This is a genomic window from Sinomicrobium sp. (assembly GCA_029266035.1).
Classification (GTDB): Bacteria; Bacteroidota; Bacteroidia; order Flavobacteriales; family Flavobacteriaceae; genus Sinomicrobium.
On sequence record JAJUFH010000013.1, the window covers coordinates 63,796 to 74,491 of the forward strand.

18 protein-coding genes and 1 tRNA gene are annotated in these 10,696 nt (G+C 41.9%); all 19 read left to right on the forward strand.

The window, feature by feature from the left end; all coding sequences use genetic code 11:
- Positions 1-26: 26 nt before the first annotated feature.
- The 19 genes from ACYZZR_RS08050 to ACYZZR_RS08140 all read left to right on the forward strand — a co-directional run bounded on the left by ACYZZR_RS08050 (position 27) and on the right by ACYZZR_RS08140 (position 10,455).
- Positions 27-674: a hypothetical protein gene (locus ACYZZR_RS08050; RefSeq protein ID WP_461533488.1), complete on the forward strand. Its 648-nt coding sequence runs from the start codon at positions 27-29 to the stop codon at positions 672-674.
- A gap of 43 nt (positions 675-717) precedes the next feature.
- On the forward strand, positions 718-1,293 hold the full coding sequence (locus ACYZZR_RS08055; protein ID WP_461533489.1) for a hypothetical protein: 576 nt from the start codon (positions 718-720) through the stop codon (positions 1,291-1,293).
- A gap of 47 nt (positions 1,294-1,340) precedes the next feature.
- Positions 1,341-1,577 carry a hypothetical protein gene (locus ACYZZR_RS08060; RefSeq protein WP_461533490.1) on the forward strand — a complete coding sequence of 79 codons (237 nt, stop codon included), beginning with the start codon at positions 1,341-1,343 and terminating at the stop codon, positions 1,575-1,577.
- Positions 1,570-1,824 carry a hypothetical protein gene (locus ACYZZR_RS08065; RefSeq protein ID WP_461533491.1) on the forward strand — a complete coding sequence of 85 codons (255 nt, stop codon included), beginning with the start codon at positions 1,570-1,572 and terminating at the stop codon, positions 1,822-1,824. Before ACYZZR_RS08060 ends, ACYZZR_RS08065 begins: the two co-directional genes overlap by 8 nt.
- A complete protein-coding gene (locus ACYZZR_RS08070; protein ID WP_461533492.1) occupies positions 1,825-2,016 on the forward strand; it encodes a hypothetical protein in 192 nt (63 codons plus the stop codon). It begins immediately after the preceding gene.
- Positions 2,016-2,900, forward strand: coding sequence for a hypothetical protein (locus ACYZZR_RS08075; RefSeq protein ID WP_461533493.1), 885 nt, complete (start codon positions 2,016-2,018; stop codon positions 2,898-2,900). The genes ACYZZR_RS08070 and ACYZZR_RS08075 overlap by 1 nt, the downstream gene beginning before the upstream one ends.
- Positions 2,893-3,297: a PDDEXK family nuclease gene (locus ACYZZR_RS08080; protein WP_461533494.1), complete on the forward strand. Its 405-nt coding sequence runs from the start codon at positions 2,893-2,895 to the stop codon at positions 3,295-3,297. Before ACYZZR_RS08075 ends, ACYZZR_RS08080 begins: the two co-directional genes overlap by 8 nt.
- The gene (locus ACYZZR_RS08085; RefSeq protein ID WP_461533495.1) at positions 3,294-3,476 is read left to right on the forward strand and encodes a hypothetical protein; all 183 of its coding nucleotides are present in this window, start codon (positions 3,294-3,296) and stop codon (positions 3,474-3,476) included. The genes ACYZZR_RS08080 and ACYZZR_RS08085 overlap by 4 nt, the downstream gene beginning before the upstream one ends.
- A 16-nt stretch (positions 3,477-3,492) precedes the next feature.
- Positions 3,493-3,753 (forward strand): hypothetical protein, encoded by a 261-nt coding sequence (locus ACYZZR_RS08090; protein ID WP_461533496.1) that lies wholly within the window; start codon positions 3,493-3,495, stop codon positions 3,751-3,753.
- 2 nt (positions 3,754-3,755) lie between these two features.
- Positions 3,756-4,193: a pyrophosphohydrolase domain-containing protein gene (locus tag ACYZZR_RS08095; RefSeq protein WP_461533497.1), complete on the forward strand. Its 438-nt coding sequence runs from the start codon at positions 3,756-3,758 to the stop codon at positions 4,191-4,193.
- Positions 4,194-4,335: 142 nt separating this feature from the next.
- The gene (locus ACYZZR_RS08100; RefSeq protein WP_461533498.1) at positions 4,336-4,572 is read left to right on the forward strand and encodes a hypothetical protein; all 237 of its coding nucleotides are present in this window, start codon (positions 4,336-4,338) and stop codon (positions 4,570-4,572) included.
- 41 nt (positions 4,573-4,613) lie between these two features.
- Positions 4,614-4,763, forward strand: a complete 150-nt coding sequence (locus ACYZZR_RS08105) for a hypothetical protein (protein WP_461533499.1) — start codon at positions 4,614-4,616, stop codon at positions 4,761-4,763.
- A gap of 577 nt (positions 4,764-5,340) precedes the next feature.
- Positions 5,341-5,958: a hypothetical protein gene (locus ACYZZR_RS08110; protein ID WP_461533500.1), complete on the forward strand. Its 618-nt coding sequence runs from the start codon at positions 5,341-5,343 to the stop codon at positions 5,956-5,958.
- Entirely contained in the window at positions 5,945-6,544 is a 600-nt protein-coding gene (locus ACYZZR_RS08115) for a hypothetical protein (protein ID WP_461533501.1), read from the forward strand. Before ACYZZR_RS08110 ends, ACYZZR_RS08115 begins: the two co-directional genes overlap by 14 nt.
- Before the next feature lie 57 nt (positions 6,545-6,601).
- Positions 6,602-7,228, forward strand: a complete 627-nt coding sequence (locus tag ACYZZR_RS08120) for an FkbM family methyltransferase (RefSeq protein ID WP_461533502.1) — start codon at positions 6,602-6,604, stop codon at positions 7,226-7,228.
- A 20-nt stretch (positions 7,229-7,248) separates the two neighbouring features.
- A tRNA-Ile gene (locus tag ACYZZR_RS08125) sits at positions 7,249-7,324 on the forward strand.
- A 46-nt stretch (positions 7,325-7,370) separates the two neighbouring features.
- Positions 7,371-8,351: a ribonucleotide-diphosphate reductase subunit beta gene (locus tag ACYZZR_RS08130; protein ID WP_461533503.1), complete on the forward strand. Its 981-nt coding sequence runs from the start codon at positions 7,371-7,373 to the stop codon at positions 8,349-8,351.
- Positions 8,352-8,362: 11 nt separating this feature from the next.
- Complete coding sequence (locus ACYZZR_RS08135) at positions 8,363-10,051, forward strand: ribonucleotide reductase N-terminal alpha domain-containing protein (protein WP_461533504.1); 1,689 nt, start codon at positions 8,363-8,365, stop codon at positions 10,049-10,051.
- Positions 10,048-10,455 (forward strand): deoxycytidylate deaminase, encoded by a 408-nt coding sequence (locus ACYZZR_RS08140; protein ID WP_461533505.1) that lies wholly within the window; start codon positions 10,048-10,050, stop codon positions 10,453-10,455. Before ACYZZR_RS08135 ends, ACYZZR_RS08140 begins: the two co-directional genes overlap by 4 nt.
- Positions 10,456-10,696: the final 241 nt, after the last annotated feature.

Genomic DNA, 10,696 nt, shown 5'->3' on the forward strand with positions numbered 1-10,696 from the left:
AATGTAAATCAACAAGTGAGGTATTTATGAACGTAGTAGTGAAAGAAAGCGGCAAGTTCGAACAGGTGTATATCACAGGCGGCGATGCTGTCATGTACTTCCCCAACCTATTCAACCCAAAGCAAAAGTATCAGTCTGACGACAAAGAGTTTTCTGTTACCCTTTTCGTAGACCAAGCAACTCGTGACAAGCTGGAATCACACACTGATGACGGCGGTGTTTTCATTAACAAGCAGTTCGCTGAAGTTGGCGTAGATAAGAACAAGAAGAAGAAGATCAAGTTCCCTACGTCAGACCAAGTAGCCGAAGGTGAGCGTAACTTTGATGCTGTTAAGGGACTCCACGGCGTTTCTCTGACTGCACCAGAGTTTAAGAAGAACGGCGACAAGGTTGTTATCAACGTTGTGGATGAACAAGGCAATCCGTGGGATAAGTCTAAACCTATCGGAACTGGAAGCAAAGCCAATATACGTATGTGGGGCTACCGTAATGCTGACGGTCAGTTGAATGTGACTCTTGACCTTGTTCAAATCACTGAGTATGTCGAAGGTAGCAGTGGTGGCTCAGGCGGTTTTGATGATGTACTTGGTATTGATCTGAGTAAGTCTGAAACGCCTGCTGCTATGGAAGCACCTTCTGACTTTGATGACGACGACTCAGACATACCGTTCTAGTAACTAGGGGCTTAACGGCCCCTCTTTTTCTTGGAGAGGAAACATGGTAGATTGGGCTGGTGTATGCGGTGTTGCTGACGACAGTGACTATGAAGTTCACGATCCAGAAGGCTTTACCGCCGGACAATCAATATCTAATACAGTTAAGAGGAAACCAAAGAAAATGGCTGATATTCAAGTAGAAGGTGTTGTAGAAGACTATATTATTGCACCGACAAAGAACGGTAGTTATCGACATGGCATTGTGGTGGCAGGCAGTCAGTATTCAGCGTTTGCTGATGACCAGACACCGAGAGCTAATTTAGGAGATAGAGTAACATTTCCCGCTGTTCAGAAAGGACAATACTTCAACATTGCAGGGAAGGTTCAGGTGACAAAACGTGCTACAGGACACCAACAAGGTGCTAAACAGCAGTACGCTAAGAATGAGAACAAGCGAGAGGCTTCTATTTTCCGCCAAAACGCTATGACTCAGGCTAATGCTGTGTTGAGTACAGCGGTTGCTGCTGGAGTAGAGTTGGGAATTGATCAAGGTGCGGATGCTTTTGCTAAAGAGGTGATTCGTCTAGCTGACACCTATTTCTTTCCGTATGCACAATACGGTACTAAACCTGAGTAATGGAGACTTGCGCCTTTCGGGGCGCTTTTGGTTTATAGGAGGTAATTATGGCAATGCTTGATTTTTTCGGACAGAAGATACAAGTTGGTGATTTAGTTGCTTATGGTAAAGCGAATAGGAATAACCCTCTTGGTGTTGGTAAAGTCATTGAGATAAATGAGGACGATGGCTATTGGGGTTCCATTACAGTACAAGGTGTTAAAAACAGCAAACCCGGAACACTAAGTGCATTTCAGGTACAGAATAAAATCGTTGTTTTACCAGAGGATTATCACTATGAATAAACAAACACTAATCAATATCAGAGAAGAAACACAATACTTATTGGATAAGGCTCAAGATGCTGGTGTTCGAGGGGCAATCAACTACGCTGACCTAAATGCTGTCGATGTTCGTTGGTCAGTAGGGATTAACGGCGACGAAATCTATCAAGTTTGGATTGAAGAATGTGCTCCCGGCGAAACAAATCTACTGAAATACTTGTACGAAAACAGTAGTTTCACTGATGTTGAATATATTTTGGAGTGGTGAATGGACATTGAATACGAAGCTAACAAACTGAAAGAAGCTGTCCGAACTGCCTATGTTGAGTTTCAACAGGCTACTGGATATAAGTTCAAACCTGATGTAGAGGTTGATATTATTTATACTTCTACATTTGGGGAGGCAGGCAACCAATACCAAGTTGGTAATGCTTACGTTAAACTAGAGGCTGAGTATTGATGGAAAACAGGCTAGGACTACCTGAATGGCTGGTAGAAGCAGTAGATAAAACTAGAGGGGAGTATGATTCTGGTAAGTCTGACTACTCTATTACTTCTCTTCTACAACCCGCTATGGTTCAAGAACTGAAGCGTATACACAATCCACCAGAAGACGTTACAGACCAACTACAGGCTTTTATCGGCACATCATGTCATAATCAAATTGAATGGGCGTTGAAAGGAAACCCACGCTACATTGTAGAGGAACGTCTCTACCACACTTTCCATATACCCGAAGCACCGGGAGACAAGAAAGAGTTTATTGTCAGTAGTCAACTTGACTTATACGACAAGCAAGAAAAGACTTTGTGGGATCATAAGTTCAGCAAGCTCTTCAGCTTTACTGGCGGAGGTAAGAAGGAGCACGAGCAGCAACTTGCGTACCAATGTTATTTGCTGAAGAAAGCTGGATATGAAGTTGATAGCGTACAAATCAGCGGGTTTGGATTGGATTGGGCAAAGACACAGGTTGGACTCAAGGCAGATTATCCTAAATCATTATTCTGCCGCACCCCCTACCCACAATGGGTAGATGAGGATGTGGAAGAGTTTATCAAATCACGCATTCTTGATATGGAGTATGCTAAACTAGGTCAAATCCGTGTCTGCACCAAAGAAGAAAGGTGGGCGCGACCAGATCAATTCAAAGTTAAGCGGAAAGGGCGTAAGACAGCGTTACGTGTGCTATACTCACGACAAGAAGCAGAGGAGTACATTGCTAATCTCCCTAAACCTGACGGTAAAGAGTACATTGAAGTGGTTGAAGGAGAAGACATTAGGTGTGTTCATTTCTGCAATGTACGTGAACATTGTAATTTCTACAAGGAGAAGTACGGTGGCTAAGAGGAAAAGAACTAAAGGATATGACTCCAAACTAGAGAAACGCCTAGCTGAAGGGCCACTTAAAGAGTGCGAGTACCACCCTGATAAAGTAGAATACACTATTCCAGCAAGAGAGGCTAAGTATGAACCTGATTTCAAACTAGGTAACATCCTATTAGAAGCAAAGGGACGTTTCCGAACGTCAGCAGAAGCAAAGAAGTACGTACATATTCGTGACAGCCTTACAGACGAAGAGTTAGTGTTTGTGTTCCAGAACCCTAATACGCCAATGCCGGGAGCAACTAGACGTAAAGACGGTACACGCCGTTCTATGGCGGAGTGGGCAGATAGTCTTGACTTTCGATGGTACTCGGAGGAAAATGTATCTGAACTTATTGAGAAGGAGAAATCAAAATGAGTGACGCAGATATTAAAGACTCAGCAACCGCTGACCTGTATGTAGCTATGCTCAAGGCATGTGCTAAAATCGAATCTAATGGTGAACTAGAGTTGTCGGATGTTGATAGACTTGACCTAGCCTGTTGGGTATGGTTATCTGAACGTGAAATGGAAAAGGAGATGATGAATGAAAAATAAACCAAAGATTAAAGATGTGCAAGGCTCTACATGGATTATCAATATCCTAGATAAGTTGCATCCCGACTATAAGGATGTGCATGTAGAAGCAACTGAAACAAAGCATATTCCAGATGGGACAAACGAAGTAGTGACTCGTTATCGCTTGCTTATCCACGAGAAAGACGGCACAACATCTTTTGTAGGTGATAGTGAAGGCCCATTCAGCTACCCAAATATGACACTGGCTACTCGTGACCTACAGACATTTCACAAGTGGCAAAGGGGTGAGCTATAATAATGAGTGAAATAAATAGAGTACATCAATGGAACATCGTAGCAGGAAATGCACATAAACCTGATACAGAACTCTTCTACCTTTACCTAGACTTAATCAAAGAAGAGTATGAAGAACTGTTGGCTGCTGAAGATAGAGTTGAACATTTGGATGCAGCAGGCGATTTGTACGTAGTAATTACAGGTCTGCTTCACTCTATGGGCGTTAACGGCGAAGAACTGTTGAAGCGAATTAATGATAGTAATTTCAGTAAGTTCGCCACCACAGAAGAAGAAGCAAAGATGAGTGTGCTTCGCTACATGGACGACCTGCGCTACGAGAATGTAAGCTATAAGAAAGTTGGTGGCTATTACGTTATTCGTGGTGATAAAGTGAATGGAGGTAAGAATAAAATCCTGAAGTCGTATAAATTCAAAGAACCTGTATTGGGAGACTTGTAATGAAATATCTTTACGGATTTAATATGGTTGTATTCCTCGTAATGGCAGTTGTTGGTATTTTCAACGAGGAGGGTTATGGATTTGTAATCTCTAGCTTGGCTTTCTCTGGCATAAACTCTATTTGGTTTCAGGAGAGTATTAAATGAGTGTCATTAAGTTCAAAAGAAACACACAGAAGCAACAACTCATTGATCTGATTGAAGACTTTGACTTTGACAAAGGGGCTGTGATTGTCTACTTCGATGAAGACTTCAATGATGTAGAAGGTAGTTTTAGAATTGTGACGACCTATGAAACCTTCGGCCTTAAAGAAGCATTGGCTACAGAAAGTGTAGCTGGATATGTACGTAAAAACGTCTATTATGTGGAGAATGAATAATGCGATTTGATGCAACGAAAGTAGCAAACTACGTAGCAACTATGGACAAGAAAGGGTTGTCTGCACAAGAACTGATTGCTATCGGTAAAGTGTTGGTTGACCTTGGTGAAGTCCAGAAAGAGACTGATTACCTGAATGAGTACATGAATGCTGCTCTCCTAGAACAACAAAATACAGGTAACATGCAGTAAATGTTAGTCGTTTGCGTAGCTTCCGGCCCGTCTCTAACTCAGGAACAGGTAGACTCCATTCCTGATGGGACTACTGTAATCTGCGTAAACGACAACTACCGCCTATATCCTAAATGTCAACATGTCTTCGCTGCCGATAGTAAATGGTGGCGAAGATATTATAATGATGTCATTTCCACTGTCTCCCCTTCCTGCCGATTACACACTACGTACAAGGCTACTCCACGATGGGAGAGGGTTGAGGGATGGCACACTCATAAAACACCTTCAAACATTGGTAAATCAATATTTCATGGGGGTAATAGCGGACTTCTAGCTGTAGAGCTTGCTAGGGTACTAGGCGCTACTAAAATCGTTTTAATAGGCTACGATTGCAAGAAAACGAATAAAACACATTGGTTTGGTGACCACCCCGAAGGATTTAGGAATGCGGATGGTATTGATGAGTGGATAGTTAATTTCAATCACCTAGATAAAGCATATAAGGAACTAGGTATTGACTTGGTGAACTGTTCATTAGACACTGCCCTGACAATCAGACGTTCTACATTGGAGAAAGAACTTGAAAATAGCATGTGTGTATAAGACTGGCGGCGATTTCGACTCAGATTATGTGGAAGCGCTGCATGAATCCCTATCCCAATATGGTGACTTTATCTGCTTTACAGATGGAGATGTGCCAGATTACATACAAGCACAACCGCTGGTACATGGATGGGAAGGTTGGTGGTCTAAGATTGAAGCCCTTGGGTACAGTGATGATATTCTTCTATTCGACTTGGATACAGTGATTGTCGGTGACTTGATTGATATGGTGACGGTAGTGGATAGTAATAGACACCAATTGATTATGTTGAGTGACTTTTACTTCCCAGAGAAACCTGCTTCTGGTATTATGTATGTCCCTAATGAACTAGGTATTTCTCTCTACAACAACTTTGCTAAACGACCAGACACTTATATGGCTTCCATGCGTGGCGACCAAGAGTTCATCCGTTATGTTCTAGGTGATGACATTAAGCGTTGGGATGAGTTACTAGGAGATGATTATATCTGTTCATACAAAGCACATATTATAAAGTCATATCCAAAGCACCTCAAGCCAAAACAAGTTGACGTTGGTAAATCCAAAATTATTTGTTTTCATGGGAAGCCTAGACCGAAAGACGTGAAGGATATAAATGTTAAACTGTAAAATTATTATAGTTGGGTCTAGTCAGGAAGCACTGAAATTCAAACCGATTGATGAGTATGATGTGATAGCTGTTAATCAAGCTATTGACATAACAAGAGAACATACTGATTATTGGTTTACACTAGACCCCTCTCCTTCTAATCAAAAGATCATGAGAGAGCAACCGTATGATTGCCGTTATATAGCTGCCGTTCCAAATGAGTTTGGAGACCCAGATGCAATTATATCATGCATGAGGAATAAAAGACCCGACAATGTTCATTATCTTGAACGCATTGCTGGGAATGGTTTTTTAAGTAGCCATTATGGATTATGCGAAGATCAAAATCAAATTGCTACAGGTAATAGTGCTTATGGGGCATTGAATTTAGCATATCATCTAGGAGCATCCGAGATTATTTTACTTGGTATCAGCGGAGATCAAAGCCCCAAATTCGATGGAACCTACTGTGAATGTCTAGCACATCTACCAGACTTATTTGAATCAGCAATTCCCCAATTAACCGAAAGAGGTATCCGAGTTTATACAGCCAACAAAATAACTAAAATTACATGTTTCCCTTATACAGATATTTTTGATAGGTAAAAGTAATGAAAAATTGCACAACTCAACATCTTAGATCAATAGTAAAGGAGATATGGGATGTTCGTTAATGGAGTTGGTCTGAAAGACGATGGTGATATGGTGGCGTTATCATACACTCGAAACGGTAGTTTTGAACCTGAAACCTTTGCTTTCCTAGAGACACTAGAACCTAAAGGTGTATTCTCTGACATTGGTGCTTATACAGGTTTGTATGGTATTTGGGCAGCTAAACGCGGCTACAAGATGCAGATGTTTGAACCCAATCCACCCGTATATGATCGTATGCTATACAATATGTTCGATAACAATGTAATCGGTAATTGTTATAATGTTGCATTGTCGGACACCAATACACACCTCTCTTTCTACACCAACCCAAAAACACATCTGTCTTCTGCTGGCAGCTTGATAGCAGATGGGAAGAAAACACAGCAGTATGATGTAAGTGTTTACCCCTACAACTACTTTGCTACAGGTAATGAAAGTGTTATAAAGATTGATGTAGAGGGCGGGGAACTTAACGTACTGAAGGGTATGGATAGTACGCTAATGCTTGAGAAACCCGTTCTTGTTATTGAAGTGCTGGACAGAGAAAAAGAGAATGAAGTGGTTGCATTTTTGAAACCCTATGGGTACAATTCATTAGGGTTGTTTGATGAGAGGAACCTAATACTCTCTGTCTAACTTCTTTACCCAAAGTTTCCGGGCCTATGGCTTAATAGCAAAGCCGCCGTCTCATAAACGGAAGAAGGAGCGGAGCGTAACCGCCTAGGCCCACCAAACCTGCCCTCCACGGAGGGCTTTTTAGCCAATTAAGGAGAAGTATATGGTCAGGATAAAAACGCCAAAGGAGACGTTCACTGTTGACTACCCAGAGGCTGTTGAATTTGCTGATGAGCAAGCTGAACACTTTTGGCCTCACAGCGAGGTAAAGGTACATAAAGATAAACAAGATATTATGGTGAATATGACAGAATCAGAACGTCATGGCACTATAACCACTCTAAAACTGTTTACGTTATATGAACAGATCATCGGAGACGAATTCTGGTTGAACTTTGTATTTAAGAAGTTCCCGCGTCCAGCAGACATTCAACCAATGGCGGCTATGTTCGCGGCAATGGAGCTTCAAGTACACGCTAAATTCTATTCTAAGATTAACGAAGAGCTTGGACTGGCAAACGATGAATTCTATCTATCTTACCTAGATGACCCAGAACTTAAAGCACGTATTGATTTCCTAGAGAAGACATTACATGGTAAAGACGACCTACGTTCATTGGGTGCGTTTACCTTCGGTGAAGGTGCTATCCTGTACTCCAGTTTTGCTTTCCTGAAACATTTCCAGAGCCAAGGTAAGAATAAACTGCTAAATGTTGTTAGTGGAATCAACTTCTCAGCACGGGACGAAAACCTACACGCAGAAGCGGCTGCTTGGTTGTTCCGTACACTGAAACAGGAACTGTACGATGCAGGGGAGATTGATGATGAGTATATTGAAGAGCTAGAGAAGGATATTTACAGTGCTGCCGATACCGTATACGATCACGAAAAGGTAATCATCAGAAAGATATTTGAACGAGGTGAGATGGATGGTATCACTTCAACTCAACTAGAACACTTTGCACAAAGTCGTATAAACCTATGTCTACGTAACCTCGGTTTCAAAAATCTATACAAAGTCGAGTACAACCCTATTTCTGAATGGTTTTACAAAGGGATTAACGGATACCAAGCCACTGACTTCTTTAGCAGTCAAGGTAATCAATACTCTCGTGGTTGGCACAAAGAATCTTTTGAATGGTAAAGGAGAAATAAATGAGTAATATCTATGATCGCCTCAGTGAAGAGCGGAAGAAGCTACAATCTCAAGGCTTGGTGCCAGATTGGTGGAGTACAGGTGGTTTTCAGTTATTTAAGGAGAAGTACCTATATCAAGCAGATAACCCTAAAGAACAATATGAACGAATTGCTGCAACACTAGCCGTACATACACCAGACCCAGATAAATGGAAAGTTAAATTTTTTGATCTGATGTGGAAGGGATGGTTGTCTCCGTCCACTCCAGTGCTTGCTAATACAGGCACCCAGCGTGGTCTACCAGTCAGTTGTGCAGGTAGTTATGTTGGTGATAGTATCAGCGACATCTATTCAGCAAAGCATGAAACAGCTATGCTTACTAAGATGGGTTTTGGTACGGCTGGTTACTTGGGGGATGTTAGACCTCGCGGAAGTAGTATCAGTGTTGGCGGTACATCGACGGGAGTACTGCCTGTAATTGAAGGCTTCCAGAAAGATATGGAGTATGTAGCACAAGGTACTGCACGGAGAGGTAGTTGGGCTGCATATCTCCCTATCGACCACGGAGATTTCTACGAAGTCTGCTCATATCTTGAAACTGAACCTGACGGCAACAACGTAGGGTGGTGTGTTTCCGATGCTTTTATCAAAGCACTTGAGGAAGGGGACGCTGAGGCAGTTAATCGTTACCAGACAGCACTTAGAACTAAGATGATTACAGGTAAGGGGTACTTTTTCTTTAACGATAAAGCTAACGCAAAGCGGCCACAGTGGTATGTAGACAACAACCTAGATGTTAAAGCGCCTCAGCTTTGTAATGAAATCATGCTCCATAGCGGGCCTGATTATACATACACCTGTGTGCTTGCCTCTATGAATCTGAAGTTTTGGGATGACTGGAAAGATACCGACGCTGTTTTTGAATCTATCGTATTCCTTGACTGTGTTGTTCAGGAATTTATTGAGAGAGGTAAGAATGTTCCCGGACTAGAGAAGGCTATTGCAGCCACAAAGAAAGGAAGGGCACTTGGGTTAGGTGTCTGTGGACTACATACACTGTTTCAGCAGAAAGGTATGCCGTTTGGCGGATTAGACTCAGTTCTTCTAAACATCGATGTATTCAAGCATATCCGTTCAGAGGCAGAGAAAGCCACTAAGTGGGTTTCAGAGCAGTGGGGGGAACCTGAATGGTGTAAGGGGTACGGTAGAGCCAACACACACCTTCTTGCTGTAGCACCAACTAAATCAACAGCTTTGATTATGGGCGGTGTGTCAGAAGGCATTAACCCAGACACAGCTATGGTATATACACAACGAACACCTGCCGGTGAAATTGATCGCGTTAACCCAATCCTACTAGACTTGATGAAGGAACGAGGTGTTTATAATAAGCGAAATATTTCAGATATACGGGATTCCATGGGTAGTGTTCAGCATGTAGATTGGTTGACCGATGAAGAAAAAGATGTGTTTAGAACTGCTTTTGAGATAGACCAGAAATCTATTCTTAGTATGGCATCTTCTCGCGCTGAATATATAGATCAATGGCAGTCACTTAACCTATTCTTCTCTGCTGAAGAGGAAGAGTCTTACATCAGCGAAGTACATAAGCAAGCATTCCTAGACCCAAACATCTTAGGTTTGTATTATGTGTACAGTAAAGCTGGCATTCAAGCAAGTAAAGATGAGTGCATGGCATGTCAATGAAACTTAAACACAAACAGGCGTATATGCGTACTGCTGAAGTCTTCTCCCAATGTTCTGTTGGGGAAAGGCTCAAAGTAGGTGCTGTTATCGTCAAAGGGAACAATATACAGGCTGTTGGGTACAATGGGTTGCCTGTAGGTATTGACGGCCCACTAGAAGACGAGAATGGTGTTACAAGACCAGAAGTACGCCATGCTGAAATGAATGCTTTGTTCGGTGTAATGAAGTCAAACAATTCCAGCATTGGTTCTTCCGTCTTCTGTACTCATGCTTGTTGTAGGAAATGCGCTGTTGAAATGGTGGATGCTGGAGTTGTAGAGTTTTACTATCAACATCCATACCGCGATAGCTCAGGACTATCCTACTTGGAAGAGAATGGTGTGAAAGTACATAGAATGGCTTGACACCTAAGATAAAAACTTTTACATTAACAGGGAGTCTTCGGATTCCCTTTTTTATTGTATGGAGGAAATAGAATAATGTATGACTTTAACAGTGATTTTTCACAGACCTATTCAGAATCGTGCCTTAATTGCGGAAAAGTTATTGAGGTGTCAACACAGAAAGACAATTCCCCAGAGTATTATACGGACGTGTATGTAAAATGTTCTTGTGGACACTCTGTTGAATTTAATCTTCCGGTGA

Coding starts and splice junctions, on each gene's coding strand:
- ACYZZR_RS08050 (WP_461533488.1), top strand. CDS start 27: ATGAACGTAGTAGTGAAAGAAAGCGGCAAGTTCGAACAGGTGTATATC.
- ACYZZR_RS08055 (WP_461533489.1), top strand. CDS start 718: ATGGTAGATTGGGCTGGTGTATGCGGTGTTGCTGACGACAGTGACTAT.
- ACYZZR_RS08060 (WP_461533490.1), top strand. CDS start 1,341: ATGGCAATGCTTGATTTTTTCGGACAGAAGATACAAGTTGGTGATTTA.
- ACYZZR_RS08065 (WP_461533491.1), top strand. CDS start 1,570: ATGAATAAACAAACACTAATCAATATCAGAGAAGAAACACAATACTTA.
- ACYZZR_RS08070 (WP_461533492.1), top strand. CDS start 1,825: ATGGACATTGAATACGAAGCTAACAAACTGAAAGAAGCTGTCCGAACT.
- ACYZZR_RS08075 (WP_461533493.1), top strand. CDS start 2,016: ATGGAAAACAGGCTAGGACTACCTGAATGGCTGGTAGAAGCAGTAGAT.
- ACYZZR_RS08085 (WP_461533495.1), top strand. CDS start 3,294: ATGAGTGACGCAGATATTAAAGACTCAGCAACCGCTGACCTGTATGTA.
- ACYZZR_RS08095 (WP_461533497.1), top strand. CDS start 3,756: ATGAGTGAAATAAATAGAGTACATCAATGGAACATCGTAGCAGGAAAT.
- ACYZZR_RS08100 (WP_461533498.1), top strand. CDS start 4,336: ATGAGTGTCATTAAGTTCAAAAGAAACACACAGAAGCAACAACTCATT.
- ACYZZR_RS08105 (WP_461533499.1), top strand. CDS start 4,614: ATGGACAAGAAAGGGTTGTCTGCACAAGAACTGATTGCTATCGGTAAA.
- ACYZZR_RS08115 (WP_461533501.1), top strand. CDS start 5,945: ATGTTAAACTGTAAAATTATTATAGTTGGGTCTAGTCAGGAAGCACTG.
- ACYZZR_RS08120 (WP_461533502.1), top strand. CDS start 6,602: ATGTTCGTTAATGGAGTTGGTCTGAAAGACGATGGTGATATGGTGGCG.
- ACYZZR_RS08130 (WP_461533503.1), top strand. CDS start 7,371: ATGGTCAGGATAAAAACGCCAAAGGAGACGTTCACTGTTGACTACCCA.
- ACYZZR_RS08135 (WP_461533504.1), top strand. CDS start 8,363: ATGAGTAATATCTATGATCGCCTCAGTGAAGAGCGGAAGAAGCTACAA.
- ACYZZR_RS08140 (WP_461533505.1), top strand. CDS start 10,048: ATGAAACTTAAACACAAACAGGCGTATATGCGTACTGCTGAAGTCTTC.